Below are 18,347 nucleotides of genomic sequence, written 5' to 3'. Positions count from 1 at the left end.
ATTTAATGCTTAGTGCTTAACGCTTCCTGCCATGCTCAAAGGCGTTTAGCCTTCTGCGTTTGGCGTTTAGCTTGCTATTGTAAAACGGTGGTTTGTTTGCCAGATGGTTGGTTTAATTTATCTAAAGCCTGTTTCAGATCGCTGATCAGGTCATCTGCATCTTCAATCCCTACAGACAGGCGTATGCAGCTATCCTGCAGGCCGGCGCGTTTACGGAAATCTTCCGGTATGTTACGGTGCGTCATGGTAGCCGGGTGGTCCAGCATACTTTTTACACCGCCAAAACTTTCTGCCAGCTTAAACAGGCGTGTTGCATTTACAATGCGGATGGCATTTTTGATATTGTCGCTTTTAAGGGAAAAGCTCACCAGGCCGCCATACAGCTTTTGCTGCTTGCGGGCTATGTGATGGTTCTTGTGGGTGGCCAGGCCCGGGTAAAATACTTTATCTACCGCCGGGTGGGTAGCCAGCCAGCTGGCTATGGCCTGTGCATTGCTGCACTGTTTTTCCAGGCGCAGGTACAGGGTTTCAATACCCCGTATGGTAAGCCAGGCCTCAAACGGGCTCAGGATGCTGCCGGAAATGTTCTGGTTAAAACGCAGCTGGTCGGCCAGTGATTTGTTGTTCACCACTACCAGGCCTGCAATTACATCCGTATGGCCGGCCAGGTATTTGGTGGCGCTGTGTATTACAATGTCGGCCCCCATTGGTATGGGCTGCTGCAACAAGGGTGTGCACAGGGTATTATCTACTACCAGCAGGGTGTTATGCTGCTTGGCTATTTTACTGATGGATTTAATGTCGGAGATCTTGAGCGTAGGGTTGGTAGGCGATTCCAGCCAAATGAACTTTGTTTTGGGCGTAATGGCTGCCGATACATTATCAATGTTGCTGGTATCTGTAAAGTTCACTTTAATGCCAAAACGTTCGATCATGTGGTTGAACATCTGGAAAATGCCGCCATAGGTATCTTCTACCGCCAGTATCTCATCGCCGGTCTTTAACAGCTTTAATACCGCATCTATAGCGGCCATGCCGCTGGCAAAGGCAAAACCTGCATAACCTTCTTCCAGGGTGCAGATGAGGTTTTCCAATACTTTGCGGGTAGGATTGTTGGCACGGGAAAACTCAAAACCTTTATTAATGCCGGGCGATTCCTGCACAAAGGTGGAGGTTTGATAGATGGGCACAGAGATAGCGCCTGTAAGCTCATCTACCGGGATGCTATGAATGAGTTGAGTAGCTGTTTTCATGCAAATAAAAAAGTTCTTTTTAATGGTGTTATCCTGAAAGGGGTGGAAATAAAAAAGGGCCCTTCCTGTAGTTGGAAGAGCCCCTTTTAAATATTATGCGGGAAGAATTACCTCTGCCAACTTATCTTTCCCCGGTATGTGCCGGGGCAGGAATTAGCACCTTTTTTCTGCTGTTACCAGCAGAATTGGTTGCTAAGGCATCGCAGGGCCAAGTCCCTCCGCCTTTCTGGATAAGTGATGTTTAAGAACTGGGTGCAAAGGTAATAGTACTTTTATGAATTTTCCAAATTTGGAAAACCGGAAGGAGGGATGTAAATTGCTAATAATTTTAGCAAAGAGAGTACTTTTATTGTTGACCTTTAAACACCAAAATCAATGATCGCAAGCGTTAGCCCTTTATTGACCGAAGATCTTTTTCAGCACATCTGGAAATGCCGTTTATTTAACCCTACCGGTTTAACAACCATTGATGGCATTCCGGTGGAGGTGCAGTATACCGGCATTCATAATCATGATGCGGGGCCTGATTTTACGGCAGCCAAAATAAAGATCGGCAATACCCTGTGGGCCGGCAATGTGGAGCTGCATCTGCGCACATCCGACTGGTACCGCCACGGGCACCAGCACAACCAGCAGTACGGCAATGTGATCCTGCATGTGGTATTTGAGCATGATGTAGCTTTTTATGATACTGATCATATGCCCCCCTGTATAGCACTTGAGCAACAAATTCCAAAAATGTTGCTGGGCCGTTATAAGCAGCAATTCCGGCAATCATCCGTGTTTGTACCCTGTGAAAACAGTGCCGGTCAGGTGCCGGACCTGATCTGGCATAACTGGAAAGAGCGGCTGCTGATAGAACGCTGGGAGCGTAAAACCACCACCTTGCATACCTGGCTGCTTCAAACTAAATATAACTGGGAAGAAGTTTGTTACCGAGCCATTGCCCAAAGCTTTGGCGTGCCGGTAAATGCACCGGCGTTCTTACAGCTGGCCCAAAGCTTACCACATAATTTGCTAACCAGGCACCGGCCCAGCCTTTTACAGCTGGAAGCTTTGTTATTTGGCCAGGCCGGTATGCTGCAGGAAGCCTTTGAAGATGAATACCCGCTGGAACTGCAACAGGAATATAATTACCTGCGGCATAAATATAAGCTGCAGCCAATGCCCACACATTTGTGGAAGTGGCTGCGCATGCGTCCCGCCTCTTTCCCTACCTTGCGGATAGCTTCCCTGGCGGCTTTGCTGCATAAAACACCCCACCTGTTCTCTAAAATACTGGAAACGGAAACTATTACCGGGTTTGAGCAGCTGTTTTCCGTACAGCCCTCCGCCTATTGGCATGAGCATTATCATTTGGATGGGGCGCTTACGCAAACCTGTTGCCCCGGTAAGCTGGCCGTGCATAATATACTGATCAATACTATACTGCCCCTGTTATTCCTGTATGGGCGTGAGAAAGGATTGAGCTATTACCAGGATCGTGCATTAGACCTCATAGAACAGCTGCCCGCAGAAGAGAACCGTATTACCCAGGGCTGGGATGATATTGGCGTTTGCCAGAAAAGTGCGCTGGATTCCCAGGCGCTGTTACAGCTAAAGCAAAATTACTGTGATAAAAAGCGCTGCCTGGAATGTGCAGTGGGGGCTAAGCTGCTGCGGCAGGGAATAATCTGATGTGCAGATGGGAGATGTGCAGATGAATGTGCTAATGTGCTGATATGCTAATGTGCCGGTGTTTGTTTATGGGAAAGTAGATGAATGGAAGAATGTGATAATGTTTGTTGCAGAGGGGCAGGTTGATGGGAGAGTTTGTTGATGTAGTCAAGTGCTGGTGCTTATTTGTGGGGTATATTCATGAGTGAGGGATCGGTGATTGAACCGGTTGGCGCCTGGTATTGTTGATGCGCGAAAGTGATATGTAGTTGGCAATTGTGCGAATGTGCTTGTGTATTCGTATGCCTTTCTGCTAACGTGCAGGTATTTATTTACTGATCAAAGATCAGGCAACAAAAACCAGCACATTAGCATATCAGCACTTTAACACATTAGTTATTACCAGTTAAAAGTTACATCCTGTAATATATCCGGGTGCACGCTTTTAGCTACCGGGCAGGTAAGGGCCGCTCTTTCCAGGATAGCTTTTTCCTTATCGCCTAAAGTATGGTTGGGCGGAAAGTCAAACACCACCTTTACACCGGTTATGCGGCGGGGCTCTGTGCCCATGATCTTTTGTATACCTACCTGGGTACCCTCGATAGACCAGCCATTTTCGCGGGCCTTAATACCCATAATAGTCAGCATGCAGGAGCCCAGGGCGGTAGCTACCAGGTCAGTAGGGGAAAAACGTTCCCCCTTGCCGTTATTGTCTACCGGGGCATCTGTTTCTATGGTAGTGCTGCTTTGCAGGTGTGTGGCGGAAGTACGTAATTCGCCGTTATATACGATCTTGGAGGTTTGCATATGATAATAGTTTTATTAGCTGCGGTTTAATTAAAATGTAAATTAAAAGCATTTTTTATAATGGACCAGGCCAATTTACAGATGCGCAGAAAATCGGGTAAGTTTGTAACAATAAATGAAAACCGGCGTTTATAATAGGAGGCGTTTGAAGAGGAGAGTTTGGGATTTTCATTACATTTGATACAAATAGCCCAATTACTGTGAAAAAATTACACTTATTCTTGTTCTTATTATTAGTGGCTGGCAGCTTGCAGGCCCAGTCTGATAAAGAAACCAAAAAACAGGAGCGGGAACAAAGAAAGCTAAAACGTATCTCCCTGTTCAGGGAGCTGGAAGAAGGGGAGAATAATTACGACCGGGAATGGTCTATAGGGGGCCGGTTAAACACAGACGGTTGGGGCGGCTTTTTTGAGCTGGGCTACCGCAAGAACCGGAAAATAGTGAACTACTTCCAGTTTGAATTTGCAGAAAAGAAAGATCCCAAGGAAGATAAAAAACCGGGAGCTTTTGTACCGGTGGGCGACTTCGCTTATTCAGAAAAGCCCTACATCTACGGCAAACAAAATAATTTTTACCAGGCCAAACTGGGTATAGGTCAGCGCTACCTGATAGGCGGCAAAGGCAACAAGAACGGGGTAGAGGTAAATGCCATTTATTATGGTGGTATCTCTATAGGTTTACAAAAACCCTATTACCTGAAGGTAGAAACCCCCAGCGGAGAAGTAAAGGATATTAAATATGGTACGGATCCTGACCTGGATACCGCTTTTATTACCCCCTCCAAGATCATTGCCGGCGGCGGCTTTGGTAAAGGCTGGGGCGAGCTGACCGTGGTACCCGGGCTGCACGCCAAAGCAGGCCTGCGGTTTGACTGGGCCAAGTTCAATGAAGTGGTGAGCGCCCTGGAAATAGGTGTAAATGCAGAATACTATACTAAAAGCGTTCCCATCCTGGTGTACCAGGATAATAAGAAGTTCTTTTTTAACGCTTACCTGAGCCTGCAGTTCGGCAAGCGCTGGGATAAGAAGTAAATTATTGGATGGTTATATTGTTAAAAGGTTGATTATCTGATGGATAATAGCCCAGCAACGGTATAACCATTTTTAGTGAATAATAGGTAACTTTGTTGCTCTTAAAGAAAGGAGTTAGCGATGCAAGAACAAACCGTATGTGGAACACCGGCAGCAGCCCCCAGGACCAAAAAACCAGACTGGCTGCGTGTGAAATTACCGATAGGAGAAAGCTACAAACAGGTTCGTAACCTGGTTGATACCCATAAATTACATACTATCTGCGAAAGCGGTAACTGTCCTAACATGGGAGAATGTTGGGGTGCAGGCACCGCTACCTTTATGATACTGGGCAATATTTGCACCCGTAGCTGCGGTTTTTGCGCCGTAGCCACCGGCCGCCCTGAAGCAGTTGACTGGGATGAACCCCAGCGTGTGGCTGAAGCCATTTATTTAATGAAGGTGAAACATGCTGTGTTAACCTCTGTAGACAGGGATGAGCTGAAAGATGGCGGCTCCATCATCTGGGCCAATACCATTAAAGCCATCCGCGCCCTGAACCCTGATACCACCCTGGAAACCCTGATCCCCGATTTCAGAGGCCAGTGGGAAAACCTGCAGCGCATAATAGAAGTAGCGCCTGAAGTAGTATCCCATAATCTGGAAACAGTGGAAAGGCTTACCAAGCAGGTGCGTATACAGGCCAAGTACCACCGCAGCCTGGAAGTCATCCGCCGGTTAAAAGAAGGCGGCATGCGTACCAAAAGCGGTATTATGCTGGGCCTGGGTGAAACCAGGGAAGAAGTGATACAGGCTATGCAGGACCTGTATGATAACGGGGTAGATGTAATAACCCTGGGCCAGTACCTGCAGCCCACCCCCAAACATTTACCGGTAGTACGCTTTGTACACCCTGATGAGTTTGCAGAATATCGTGAAATCGGCTATGCCATGGGCATTGATTACGTTGAATCAGGCCCGCTGGTACGCTCCTCTTACCATGCGGAAAAACATATTCATAGCGGACGTAATAAATAATGCATGGTTAAATAGGTATTTAACCACTTAACCAGATATCCATACAAATTTGGATTGCATTGCTATCTTTGCGTAGCATTTAACACCTAAAACCTACCTGATACGCAGTTGGGACATCGCCCAACGGCTTAGCAACCTTAATAGCGGGCTATTAGCGGATTTAATATTCCGTTAATCAACTTTTTGTAATAATTGTATAGATTATTATAAAGCGGCGTACTTATAACTATTTACGGGTGCCCGTTGTTATATTCTGATTGGTATAAGATGAATTGATCGTTAAATATGAAAAAAACACTTTTCCTGGCGGTGATAATAGGTATGGCTTTCCATACCAGTTATACATACGCACAGCAATTACCTGATTCATTATTGCCCGATGCCAATTTACGCGATTGTATCAAGTATGCATTATCTCACCAACCGGTAGTAAGGCAGTCCATGATAGATGAAGCGATCACGGAAGCTACGATCAAAAGTAAGCTGGCAGACTGGTATCCGCAGATCAACCTGGATTATAATATCCAGCATTACCTGCAGGTGCCTACCAGCTACTTTAACGGCAGCCCTATCAGGGCAGGGGTGGAGAATAGCTCCACGGTAGGCTTTTCACTGAATCAAAACCTTTTTAACCGCGATGTACTGCTGGCCAGCCGCACGGCAAGGGATGTACGTAACCAGGCTAAGCAAAACACTGCCAGCAGCCAGATCGATGTGATCACCAATGTAAGCAAGGCCTATTATAATGTGCTGCTTACCAAGCGGCAGATCTCCGTGCTGGAAGAAGATATAATTCGCCTGGAGCGCAGCCAGAAAGATGCGTATAACCAATACCAGGGCGGCATTGTAGATAAAACAGATTACAAGCGCGCCAACATTTCCCTGAACAATGCCAAAGGCCAGCGCAAAACCGCAGAGGAACAGCTGAACAGCGCCTATGCACAGCTGCGCCAGCTCATGGGCTACCCCACTACCGGCGATCTGAAGCTGATAGATGATACGCTGCAAATGGAAAGCGAAGTATCGCTGGATACATCCGTTACCGTTACTTACGAGAACCGTATAGAATACCAGCTGCTGCAAACACAGCAACGTTTGCTGCAGGCAGAGCTTACCTATAATAAATGGAGCTTTTTGCCCACCGTATCGGCCTTTGCCAACTATAACGCCGCATACCTGAATAATGAGTTCTCCAAACTGTACAACAATAATTTCCCCAACTCTTTCTTTGGGTTAAAATTATCAGTACCTATTTTCCAGGGCACCAAACGTACGCAGAACATACGTGCAGCCGAGCTGCAGCTGAAACGTACCGACTGGGATTTTGCATCGCTGAGGAACCAGATCAGTACAGAATATACGCAGGCTATGGCCGCTTATAAAAGTAACTTCTACAACTATACGTTGCAGCGGCAGAATATGCAGGAAGCCAAAGAAGTGTATGACCTGATTGCCCTGCAATACAAGGAAGGTGTAAAAACCTACCTGGAAGTGATCACCTCTGAAACAGACCTGCGCAGCGCGCAGCTGAATTATTTTAATTCACTGTACGAAGTACTGTCCAGCAAAATAGATCTGCAGAGATCATTAGGAACGTTAACAGCTAATAATTAAAAAAGATAACCTGTCCGGATGGGCCTTCACACAGCTTTTCCGGCCAATGCAAGACAAACGATTATCAGATGAAAAATGAATTCGTAGTTATTATTTGCGCTTTCGGCATGCTTTCCTGGACCGCCTGTAAAGGTCCGGCTCAAAAAGGAGCCCCTGTTATGCCGCCTACCCCCGTGACTACCGTGGAGGCGCAAGAGGCGCCTGCCATTTATTATGATAAATATCCTGCCACGGTGGTAGCTGTGAACAGTGTGGAGCTGCGTGCGCAGGTATCCGGTTTTATTACCGGCATCTTCTTCAAAGAAGGGGATGTAGTACAAAAGGGTAAAGCCTTATATGAAATTGACCGCCGCAAATATGAAGCCGCTGTTCGCCAGGCAGAGGCCAATATCCTGAGCGCCAAAGCTAATTTTATCAGGGCTCAGAAAGATATGGACCGTTACCAGCGCCTTGCAGAGCAGGACGCCATTGCCCGCCAAACGCTGGACAATGCTACGGCCACCCTGGAAGCTAACCGCAGCCAGGTAGCCGCCGGCGAAGCCAGCCTGCTGGCTGCCCGTACCGACCTGGATTATTCCATCATCAAAGCCCCGTTCACCGGCCGCATAGGTATATCACAGGTAAAGCTGGGCGCACAGGTAAGCCCCGGCACTACGCTGCTTAACACTATTTCCAGTGAAAACCCCATTATGGTGGATTTTGTGGTAACTGAAACAGAAATAGGCCGTTTTGCAAATATGCGTGGTAAAACCATTAACCCGGCCGACAGCACTTTCCGTCTGCAGCTGCCCGGCGGCGGTATTTATAAACATACCGGCCGTATCACCACTATTGACCGTGGGGTAGATAACCAAACCGGTACCATTAAAGTAAGGATAGAGTTTGAAAACCCGGACGATGAGCTGAAAGACGGTATGAGCTGCGTACTGAATGTACTCAACGATCTTTCCGGCCAAAGGCTCGTCATCCCTTACAAAGCCGTAACAGAGCAAATGGGCGAATTCTTTGTGTATGTAGCAAAAGATTCTATTGCCCTGCAACGTAAAGTGCACCTGGGTCCCAAGCTGAAAGACCAGATCGTGATCCTGGATGGGGTACAGGCCGGTGATAAAGTGATCACGGAAGGTTTCCAGCGTTTACGCGACAGCGGTAAAATACAATTAGGCGCACCCCCGCAACAGGGCGGCAAGCCATAATGTGAAAGGTGAAAGTGAAGTAAAACAGATTGAATCAATAGAAGACAACGATCATGATTGCAGATACTTTTATACGCAGACCAGTTACCGCTATAGTAATTGCTATTGTATTGGTGCTGGTGGGCTTACTGGCGATGACCACCCTGCCGGTAGGGCAGTATCCGGATATTACACCGCCCACAGTGCAGATCACCGGTACCTATACCGGCGCTGATGCACAAACGGTGGAACAAACCGTGGCCACACCGGTAGAAGTACAGGTGAATGGTACACCGGGCATGACCTACCTGCAAAGTAACAGTACCAGTAACGGCGCAGTAAGCTTAACAGCCAACTTTGAAGTAGGGACAGACATTAATATTGCAGCGCTGGACGTGCAGAACCGTGTAGGTATTGCACAACCCACCCTGCCACAGGAAGTACAGCGTTTAGGCCTGATAGTGAGAAAGCGTAACCCCAGTATCTTAATGCTGGTGGCCCTGTACTCACCCAAAGGCACGCATGATATTACTTTCCTGGATAACTATACCAACGTGTTTGCAAAAGACGCATTACTGCGTGCAAAAGGGGTAGGTGATATCTTCACCCGTGCAGATGATTTTAGTATGCGTGTGTGGCTGAAGCCTGATAAGCTGGCCGAAATGGGTGTTACCGCCAATGAGGTGAGAGCCGCCATCACAGAACAAAATGCGCAGATCACTGCAGGTACTGTAGGCGCCCCGCCCGCGCAAACCGGCCAAACATTTGAATACACCATACAGGTAAAAGGCCGTTTGGTTACTCCGGAAGAATTTGGCAACATCATTGTTAAAACCAAACCGGATAATGGTAACCTGGTGTACCTGAAAGATGTAGCCCGTGTAGAGCTGGGTAAGTTCAACTACGCCAGCAACTCTTATGTGGATGGCAAACGCGCATCCTACCTGCTGGTATACCAGGCGCCGGGTAGTAACGCTATTGCAACTGCCGAGAATGTATATGCCACTATGGAGCAGCTGAAGAAAAGTTTTCCGGCTGATGTGGATTATGTAGTACCGTTTGAATCTGTTACCGTAATCCAGGTATCCATACACGAAGTGGTGGAAACGCTGCTGGAAGCCCTGGCCCTGGTGGTAGTGGTGGTGTTCCTGTTCTTACAGAGCTGGCGCGCTACGCTGATCCCCGTATTGGCTATTCCGGTATCTATTATTGCAACATTCATCTTCTTTATACCATTAGGCTTTACCATTAACACCCTTACCCTGTTCGGGTTTGTGCTGGCCATTGGTATTGTGGTGGATGATGCCATTGTGGTGGTGGAAGCGGTGCAGCATAATATTGACCATGGGCATATGACGCCTAAAGATGCTACAATACAGGCCATGAAGGAAATATCCGGGCCGGTAATTGCCATTGCACTAATATTGGCGGCGGTGTTTGTGCCGGTAGGTTTTATACCCGGTATCGTAGGCCGTTTGTACCAGCAGTTTGCCATCACCATTGCTATTTCCGTACTGATCTCCGCTTTTGTGGCCTTGTCACTTACACCGGCATTGTGTATCCTGATATTGCGCCCTATGCACCTGGATAAGGATTCCAAAGGTTTGAACCAGTTCTTCTTCCGGTTTAACCGCTGGTTTGGGCATACTACTTCCCGATACTCCGTAGGGGTGAAGAAAAGTATCCGCTGGTCGCGGTATGTAATGATCCTGCTGCTGTGCATATGTGTAGGCGCTGTATTGCTGTTCAGGGGCAAGCCTACCGGCTTTATTCCTACAGAAGATGATGGCCGTGTATACATTACATTTGATCTGCCGGAATCTTCTTCAACGGAACGTACCGTAACAGTAATGAGCCAGATGATGAAGGTGCTGGATAGTGTGCCTGCCATTGGCCACTACGCTGCATTGGGTGGTTTGAACGTAGTGAACTTTGCTACCAAATCAAACAGCGCCACCATCTTCTGCCAGCTCAAACCCTGGGATCTGCGTAAGAAAAAATCTGACCAGATCTTTGGCCTGGTAGCTCAGCTGCAACAAAAATTATCCCGCTTCAAGGAGGCCAATGTGGTGGTAATTCCGCCGCCGGCTATTCCGGGTCTGGGTCAAACCGCCGGTTTCTCCTTCATCTTACAGCAAAGGAGCGGTACGGATATTAAACAGTTTGAAGGGGTGCTGCAGAAATTCACTGCTGCTATTAACCAGCGGCCTGAAATAGCCCGCGCCTTCTCTTTCTTCACAGCGCGCACACCGGGTTACCTGCTGGAAATAGACCGTGAAAAAGCCAAGAAGCTGGGCGTACAGGTATCAGATATAGCTACCGCGCTGCAAACCTATATGGGTAGCGCTTATATCAATGACTTTACGGTATATGGGCGTAACTTCCGCGTGGTAACGCAGGCCGATTCCATATACCGCGGCGATATTAAGAACCTGGGACAATATTATGTACGTAACCAAACCGGTGGTATGGTGCCGTTAAGCACCCTAACCAGCTATAAGGTAATAGAAAGCGCGCCGGTAATTTCCCACTACAACCTGTTCCGCTCTGCGGAAATAAACGGTAGCCCGGCGCCGGGTTACAGTAGCGGCGATGCTATTAATGCGCTGCGGGAAGTAGCCGCGCAGGTGCTGCCGGATGGTTATGGGTACGAGTTCTCCGGCTTAAGCCGCGAGGAATTATTATCCGGTTCCAAAACCGTATATATATTCGCGTTATCCATTGTGTTCGTATTCCTGTTCCTGGCAGCTTTGTATGAAAGCTGGGCTGTACCATTCTCCGTACTGCTGGCAGTGCCAATAGGTATGTTCGGCGCCATCCTGGTGCTTACTTTCCTGCCGAATTTAAGTAACAACGTATATGCACAGATAGGTATGATCACGCTGATAGGTTTGGCGGCTAAGAACGCCATCCTGATCGTGGAATATGCCAAAGAACGTGTGGACAGGGGTATGGAGCTGGTAACGGCCAGCGTGGAAGCAGCCAAGCTGCGCTTACGCCCCATTATCATGACCTCTATGGCGTTCCTGCTGGGTATATTACCGCTGGTACTTTCCTCCGGCGCAGGTGCGGAAGCACGTAAAACCATGGGTTGGACGGTATTGGGCGGTATGTTCACCGCTACCTTCCTGGCCATCTTTATTGTACCCGTGCTGTTTGTGTTAATTACACGGCTGGCTTATGGTAAGGCCAAGCTGGAAAAAATGAGAGAGAATTATACAGCTATCCCTGATCACGATGTGCAGGGTGGTTAAAACTCGATAGATTTAAGTACAGTGTTTTAAGTAAGGGCGCTCCATTTGGGGCGCCTTTTTTTTGAGGTTATTCCTGTTCTGCATCTGCAGGGTCGCGCTTGTTGCCTTCTTCGTCAAACTCCTGCCCCAGCATCCATTCCGTATAGCCCACCATATATAAGGCGCCAATCACCACCGGGCTAATAGTTACATAAAAGAAAAGTTCCGTTTGCTTTTCAAAGAACAGTGCGCTGGCAATACCAAATACAAACAGCAATATGCCTATACGGCGCGAGATATGGGAGGCATAGGTATTGGCGGCACGCCAGGTTTCAATATTCTGGGTGGAGTAAAAGCTGCGGTAGCCATACCATGTTTTTAAACTTTTAGGTGGGTACCGGCGAATGAAATAACCCATGAAGAGGAACAGCAAACCTGCCAGCAGACTGGCATTGCAATAGGTGCTATGCAGCAATGTTGTCATGAACGTGGCATTTAAGGTTAGTATAAGATACGAAAAAAAACCGTCCCGGTGGCTGGCCGGGACGGTGAGGTTTTTAGATCTTAGATTTACGATTTTAGATTTGGATTGAAGCGATCTCAAAAAAAACGTACCATGAAATCTGAAATCGTAAATCTAAAATCGTAAATCTGAATTATTGCTCTTTTTTCTTTTTAAACAGGCCGTTCAGCGTATTCTTTAAAGTTTGTTCTGCCTGTTTGCCTGCATTTTGTGCCGGTTGTTTGTTGGCAGTATCTTTTTGCCCGCTCAGCTGTTTTGCCAGCTGGTCTTTGATGGCATTGGTGGCATTGTTCTTTATCTGGTTCAGTGAATCTTTTACCGTGTTCTTTACAGTGTCTACTTTATTCTTCACCAAAGTAGTGGCCTGGTCTTTCAGGCCTGCAGCCAGGCTGGAAGCTGTTTCCTGCAGGTCTGTTTTATAAGTGGGTTTGGTAATGTTACCACCCAGCAATACCTGCAGGTGTACACTATCGCTTACATTAACAGGTACACCTTTGTTGGCGGCCTGTGTAACCAGGTTATTAATAAGCGAGTTAGCCTGCGCACCCATAACGCTGCGTGGCAGTGCCAGCTGCAGCGTATAGTCCAGCGACTGATCAAAGCCGTGGGAGCCGGCTACCGCCATATTAATGTTGCTTACTTTTATTTTGAACGGATTTACTTTTACGCGGCCGTTCTCAAATGCAAAATAGGTTTTAACATCACGCAGGGAAATATCTTTCAGCTGGCTTACATTTAATTGACTGGCCAGCTGATCTACCGGTGCAAATTTTTTCAGGAAACCTTCTATCAGCAGCAGGTTGCCATCGCCGTTCAGGGAGCTTAATTGCGGCATCATATCCTTACCCAGCTTGCCTGCCACCTTTAGCTGGCTGGTGATCTTACCGGACAGGAACTGCCCGATAGGCATTAGCTTTTGTACCGTGTTAAATGCATTAAAGGTTTGCTGTACATCCAGGTCCTGTACATTATAAGCCAGGTTAATGTCCGGGTTTTGCTTACTGTTCTTGGTGCTGTAGCTGCCGTTCACTTCCATGCTGCCCTGTAAGGCATTACCTTTTATTTGTTGCAGGGTTACTGTTTCATCTTTTATCTGAAGGGCGCCGGTTAAGTTGGTCATATCCAGCTTATCGTAATGCACTTTGCCTACCTGTGCCTGTAAGTTCAGATCCAGGTTGCCGGGTACGGCAAAAGGCGCTGTGGTGGCGGTGTCTGTTTTAGCAGTGGTGGTAGTGGCTGCGGTAGTGCCCATCCATTTGTCAAGGTCTACCTGGTCTGCCTTCATATTCAGCTTACCATCCAGCGGGGCATTTTTAAACATATAGGCCAGCAGGTTGTTTACCTCACCATTAGCCTGGAAGTTGGTGCCCATATACTGCCCGTCAAACTTTTCCACGGTTACATTACGCGGGTTAAATTTCAGGGAAAGGTTGTTCACCTTTACGCCATCAGGGTAATCTTTGCTGCGGTACAGCAGGTTATTTACCAGCAGGCTGCCGGCGGCATAAAAACGGTCGTACTGCTGTTTTTCAATAGCGCTCATGTTGCCTTTGGCGCTGATGTCGGCATCCAGCAAACCGGTAAGCTGTGTACCTGATTCCAGCTTTACGAACTGGGTTACCTTGGAAAGGTCCAGGCGGCCTTTTGCAGCGCCATCTACATACATGTCAGATACCGGTGTTTTTACCAGCAGGCGCAGGTCCAGCGGGGTATTATCCATTTCAAGATGGGCCGAAGGCATGTTTACCACCGTATGGTCGGGCACACCATCCGGGTTGCTTACGTCAACGGCTAGTTGAATATTTTTCACCGGCTTAGGCAGGTCAGGGTATTGGAAGAAACCATTTTTCACGGCCAGGTGCAAGCCAAAGGCCGGCATTTGCGTGCTGCTGTAGGTACCTTTTACAAAGCCGTCAAATGCGGCGGTACCTTCTGTTTTGATCTTATTAAAATCCTGCTGGTACATAATAGGCACCAGGGATAACAGGTCTTTGAAGTTGGTAGAGGGGGCTTTAAAGCTCAGGTCCATACCATAGGTACTATCATTTACCAGCCTGAAAAAGCCCTGTACGGCTACTTTCAGGTTATTGAGCAATACATTGCCATCCTTGAAAGTATAGGTGCTGGTTTTATTATCTACGGTAATAGCTGCGTCTACTTTAGCAGCGGTGTTGGAGAGGTAGGGCACCAGGCCATAGCGGTAAGTTACTGCCTGCGCGGTGGTGCTGGTTTCCAGGGTAAACAGGTCCTGGGTAAAATCGCCTTTACCTTCGTGGTCCAGGTGTTCTATAATGGCCTGCATATTGCCCTGCTGATCGTCATAATTCACATAGGCATCTGCGATCTTATAGCTTTGCAGGCTCATGGAAAACTTGCCGGCAGTGGTATCTGCGCTGGCCTGCGCGGTATCGGGCTTGGTAATGTTCCAGTTCACTTCCCCGTTACTGTGCACAATGGCGTGTATGCGGGGTTGGTCCAGCGTTACGTTATAGATCTCCATATTACCGCCTTTTATTACGCTCATGAGGTTCAGGGCGGCATCGATCTTTTTTACGGATACCAGCGTATCGCCTTCAAAGGGGGCTACGTTAATCACCTGCAGTTCTTCTAAACCTACGGCAAGGCGGGGGAAATGGCGGAACAGGCTAATGTCCACATCTTTAAAATCTACTTTGGCTACCAGGTTTTTGTTAAGCTCTGTTTTTACCAGGGCCATGATCTTATCTTTAAAGAAATAAGGGATGGCAAAGGCGGCTACGATCAGCACCAGTAATAATACGAGTACGACTTTCAGTACTTTTTTAAACATAGGAATGTTGTGTTTGTATAGAACGGTGAAGATAAGGAGGTAATTGTAATTACCCAACCGGTTACTTTATCATTGCTAACCAATCGTTTATCGTGGAGGTCACCGTTAAATACTCACAAACCTCACGGAAGTACCGATGCCTTTTGGCCTAAAATGTACCTGATCCGGGTGTTTTCCTGCAGGCTGTCTGCCGGCGGGGCTGGCGAAAGGGCGGCGCCTTTATATTGTTGGTAGGTGGCAATGGCATCGCTGCTGTTTGTTACCAGCTCCAGCGTTTGCAGCTCAGCGGGTATGCTGGCGCCGTACCAGCGTTTATCTTCCTGCTGTTTCCAGGTTACCAGCGCTAAGGCTGCACCGGGCGGGTAGCTGCCGGAGGCGCCGGTGGTGGCGTATTTGAAAGCTGCCTCATTTCCATACAGGGTGGACATGGTGGCCTGCTGCCGGTTAATAAAAGAGGTGATCACCTTCCAGCCCTGCTTATTAAAGTTAAAGGCGGCCGGCAGTGAGGCGGTTTTATTAAGCGTTCCGGCATCTTCCATTTTGCTGCTGCAGCTAACCATAAAGAGTGCAGCCAGCAAGATATATGTGTACTTCATAGTTTTAGAATTTAACAGGCATGGTAAAAACAAAGTCATTGTCCTTTACGGGGCGGTGGCAATTGATACATTCCATGGTGAACATTTTATCTTTCCCGTAAGGTTTCAGCTCCGGTGTTTTCCATCGCGCCCAGCCCCAGCCTTTGGTATCAGCATATTTTTTATCGTCTTTGATCATGTATTCCACCTGTTTAAACGCGCCGGTACGCACATTGCCATCTGCATCCTGCAGCTGATCCCAGGCTACTTTTGCAAAGATGGTACCGTTGGGCCAGGGGTTAATATGGTTTTCCTGTATGGCTTTAATGGCTACATCGTTACCGTATATTACGCGCATGGTGCCGTTATCAAAACGGTCGGTAGTGCTTACTACCTGCCAGTTCTTATAGTCGGGTAAATAGTCGATGCCGTTGGGTGTAGGCTGTACCTTGCTGCTGGCAACAGCGGCTGTTTTCCATTTATTGTACTGCTTATCTGCAGCGTTTATTAGGGCAGTATCCGCCGGTTTAACGGACACCATACCGGCTATATAGTTCTTGAGAATAGCTACATCGTTTTCAGAGAGCACGGCATCCCGGTGTATAAATGCATAATCCTTCAGCGGCATGGCGCCTGCCTGCACCTGGTTAAAGGATTCAAACAGCTTGCCCTTCTGATCGGCCGGGGACAGGCTTTGCCATTCGGAAAAGTTTAATCCCTTTCTGCCATCTTTTATATGCCGGGCCACCCGCCAGTAGGCCGGCGCAATCCGGTCGTACCAGCGCAGCTGCGTTTGATTGGAGTGGCAGTCGTAACAGGCTCTTTGCAGTATGCTTTTTACTTCCGGCGGGGCCTGCAGGTCGCCGGTAACCGGTGGGTGGGGCACTTCCGGTCTTATGAACTGCAGCAGTATAAACACAGCGCCCAGCAATATGATCACCTTCAATATCCTTTTCCGGGTAGTTGTTTGCATGGAATAATTTTTATTGTACAAAGAAAGGTTATACTGCCTTACCTGTAAACATGCCGGCCGTGAATAAGGCAGAATAGGGGATGAACCGGACATAAGTACAGGTGAAAGCGGCGTGGCATTGTAAATGAGGTAGCTTCTGTTTATTTTTACTTTATGTTCAACCAGTTAGATGCATCTGTAGCCCGTTTTATTCAATTAACAGCCGAAGAGCTGGAACTGTTCCATTCTTTACTGCAATTTAAAAAAATAAAGAAAAAGCAGTTCCTGTTACAGGAAGGAGAGGTGTGCGATTTTGAGGCTTACCTGTTAAAAGGCTGCTGCCGCTCCTATTACCTGGATAAAGAAGGTACGGAAACTATTTTGCTGTTTGCGGTGGAGGACTGGTGGGTGAGTGACCTGTCCAGCTTTTCGGAGCAAACGCCTTCCAATATGTTTATAGAAACGGTAGAAGATTGCGAGATGCTGCTGATCAACTATACTAATAAAATGCAGCTGTTTGAGCAGGTGCCTAAGTTTGAAAAATTCTACCGCCTGCTGGTACAGCGCTCTTTGGGTGTGCTGCAGAAACGTTTTTATGCCTCTGTTTCACAAACGGCAGAGGAACGCTACCTGGCCTTTATGGAAAAGTACCCGCATATTGTACAGCGGGTACCGCAGCACCAGATAGCAAGGTATATAGGCGTATCGCCGGAGTTTTTGAGTAAGGTGAGGAGTAATATGTATAAGAAGTAATACACCAGGTATTTATTACTTTTGCTGCCAGCAAAACCGGATTATGACACCTGAACGCAGGGAACGATTAACAGGCGTGTTAAACAAGCGCCAGCCCGACCTTACTGTTGTACTGGAAAATGTACAGGACCCGCATAACATTTCTGCCGTAATGCGTACCTGCGATGCTGTGGGCATACAGGAAATATATGTGCTTACCAATAAAATACCCCGGCATAAGAAATGGGGCGCCAAAAGCTCATCCAGCGCGGCCAAATGGCTTACTATCCACCAGTTTGAGGATGCTGCGGAGTGTATGGCTGCCCTGCGTAAAAAGTATGATAAGATCTACACCACCCACCTGGCGGCTGATTCCATCAGCTTATATGAAATAGATTTTACCGGTTCTGTAGCCCTTGTGTTTGGTAATGAGCATATGGGGGTAAGTGAGGAGATCCGTGCACAGGCAGATGGGAATTTCATTATTCCGCAAATGGGTATTATCCGCTCCCTGAATATTTCTGTGGCTTGTGCTGTGAGCATTTATGAAGGGCTGCGGCAAAAAACAGCCGCCGGGCATTATGAAAAGCGCCGCCTGCCGGATGGGCAGTATAATGAGCTGTGGAAACAATGGAGCAGCCCGCATGCGGATGCTGAGCCGCTGGAAGGGGAGGAGTGAGGGGGATACGGGATCCTGAAGCTGCCGGTTTTGCGAACTTAATGCTGCCCATGTTAACAGACCCCATTGCATTGGCGAACCTTTTGCCAGCTCTAATACTTCTTATTTAAGGCATAACATTGGCAAACATCCTCAGCGCCTAATGTATTTGTTCCATTTTTGTATGAGCTATATCTTGTAACCCGCTGCCTGTGCATTGCTCATTTAATACATTTATTCATTTGCATTGGTAACCTTGTCACTACCCGTAGTACGCTCCGCGCAACCGGTAAACCAGGAACGTTACGCGTT

Annotated in this window: 14 protein-coding genes and 1 riboswitch; of the genes, 8 read left to right on the top strand and 6 right to left on the bottom strand. The window is 47.7% G+C overall.

The features are described from left to right. Window positions 1-74 precede the first annotated feature (74 nt). Window positions 75-1,253, bottom strand: coding sequence for a PLP-dependent aspartate aminotransferase family protein (locus VIM87_RS09900; protein ID WP_331996838.1), 1,179 nt, complete (start codon window positions 1,251-1,253; stop codon window positions 75-77). A 118-nt stretch (window positions 1,254-1,371) separates the two neighbouring features. Continuing rightward, a riboswitch (SAM riboswitch) is annotated at window positions 1,372-1,490 on the bottom strand. 138 nt (window positions 1,491-1,628) lie between these two features. Here VIM87_RS09900 and VIM87_RS09895 point away from each other — a divergent pair. Beyond that, window positions 1,629-2,930: a DUF2851 family protein gene (locus VIM87_RS09895; protein ID WP_331996837.1), complete on the top strand. Its 1,302-nt coding sequence runs from the start codon at window positions 1,629-1,631 to the stop codon at window positions 2,928-2,930. A gap of 378 nt (window positions 2,931-3,308) precedes the next feature. Here VIM87_RS09895 and VIM87_RS09890 read toward each other — a convergent pair whose 3' ends face one another. Next, window positions 3,309-3,716 (bottom strand): OsmC family protein, encoded by a 408-nt coding sequence (locus tag VIM87_RS09890; RefSeq protein ID WP_331996836.1) that lies wholly within the window; start codon window positions 3,714-3,716, stop codon window positions 3,309-3,311. Window positions 3,717-3,937: 221 nt separating this feature from the next. On the opposite strand from VIM87_RS09890, the gene VIM87_RS09885 reads away from it, so the two are divergent. The 5 genes from VIM87_RS09885 (at window position 3,938) to VIM87_RS09865 (ending at window position 11,807) form a co-directional block, all read left to right on the top strand. Continuing rightward, window positions 3,938-4,747 (top strand): hypothetical protein, encoded by an 810-nt coding sequence (locus VIM87_RS09885; protein WP_331996835.1) that lies wholly within the window; start codon window positions 3,938-3,940, stop codon window positions 4,745-4,747. A 120-nt stretch (window positions 4,748-4,867) separates the two neighbouring features. After that, window positions 4,868-5,764, top strand: a complete 897-nt coding sequence (gene lipA / locus VIM87_RS09880) for a lipoyl synthase (RefSeq protein ID WP_331996834.1) — start codon at window positions 4,868-4,870, stop codon at window positions 5,762-5,764. A gap of 285 nt (window positions 5,765-6,049) precedes the next feature. After that, window positions 6,050-7,378 carry a TolC family protein gene (locus VIM87_RS09875; RefSeq protein WP_331996833.1) on the top strand — a complete coding sequence of 443 codons (1,329 nt, stop codon included), beginning with the start codon at window positions 6,050-6,052 and terminating at the stop codon, window positions 7,376-7,378. A 68-nt stretch (window positions 7,379-7,446) separates the two neighbouring features. Further along, a complete protein-coding gene (locus tag VIM87_RS09870; protein ID WP_331996832.1) occupies window positions 7,447-8,574 on the top strand; it encodes an efflux RND transporter periplasmic adaptor subunit in 1,128 nt (375 codons plus the stop codon). Window positions 8,575-8,627: 53 nt separating this feature from the next. Further along, the gene (locus VIM87_RS09865) at window positions 8,628-11,807 is read left to right on the top strand and encodes a multidrug efflux RND transporter permease subunit (RefSeq protein ID WP_331996831.1); all 3,180 of its coding nucleotides are present in this window, start codon (window positions 8,628-8,630) and stop codon (window positions 11,805-11,807) included. 67 nt (window positions 11,808-11,874) lie between these two features. Here the strand turns inward: VIM87_RS09865 and VIM87_RS09860 are convergent, their stop codons facing one another. From VIM87_RS09860 to VIM87_RS09845, 4 genes are all read right to left on the bottom strand, one after another. Next, window positions 11,875-12,270, bottom strand: a complete 396-nt coding sequence (locus VIM87_RS09860) for an SdpI family protein (protein ID WP_331996830.1) — start codon at window positions 12,268-12,270, stop codon at window positions 11,875-11,877. 172 nt (window positions 12,271-12,442) lie between these two features. Next, on the bottom strand, window positions 12,443-15,118 hold the full coding sequence (locus VIM87_RS09855) for an AsmA-like C-terminal region-containing protein (protein WP_331996829.1): 2,676 nt from the start codon (window positions 15,116-15,118) through the stop codon (window positions 12,443-12,445). A 122-nt stretch (window positions 15,119-15,240) separates the two neighbouring features. Beyond that, window positions 15,241-15,714 (bottom strand): cytochrome P460 family protein, encoded by a 474-nt coding sequence (locus VIM87_RS09850; RefSeq protein WP_331996828.1) that lies wholly within the window; start codon window positions 15,712-15,714, stop codon window positions 15,241-15,243. A gap of 4 nt (window positions 15,715-15,718) precedes the next feature. After that, entirely contained in the window at window positions 15,719-16,666 is a 948-nt protein-coding gene (locus VIM87_RS09845; RefSeq protein WP_331996827.1) for a heme-binding domain-containing protein, read from the bottom strand. A 153-nt stretch (window positions 16,667-16,819) separates the two neighbouring features. On the opposite strand from VIM87_RS09845, the gene VIM87_RS09840 reads away from it, so the two are divergent. Together VIM87_RS09840 and VIM87_RS09835 are read left to right on the top strand one after the other, a co-directional pair. Further along, on the top strand, window positions 16,820-17,398 hold the full coding sequence (locus VIM87_RS09840) for a Crp/Fnr family transcriptional regulator (RefSeq protein WP_331996826.1): 579 nt from the start codon (window positions 16,820-16,822) through the stop codon (window positions 17,396-17,398). 43 nt (window positions 17,399-17,441) lie between these two features. After that, window positions 17,442-18,056 (top strand): RNA methyltransferase, encoded by a 615-nt coding sequence (locus VIM87_RS09835; protein ID WP_331996825.1) that lies wholly within the window; start codon window positions 17,442-17,444, stop codon window positions 18,054-18,056. The last annotated feature ends 291 nt before the right edge of the window (window positions 18,057-18,347 follow it).

It is taken from the genome of Chitinophaga sp. (assembly GCF_036569125.1).
Lineage (GTDB): Bacteria > Bacteroidota > Bacteroidia > Chitinophagales > Chitinophagaceae > Chitinophaga.
This window is presented reverse-complemented; position numbering and strand designations above follow the sequence as displayed.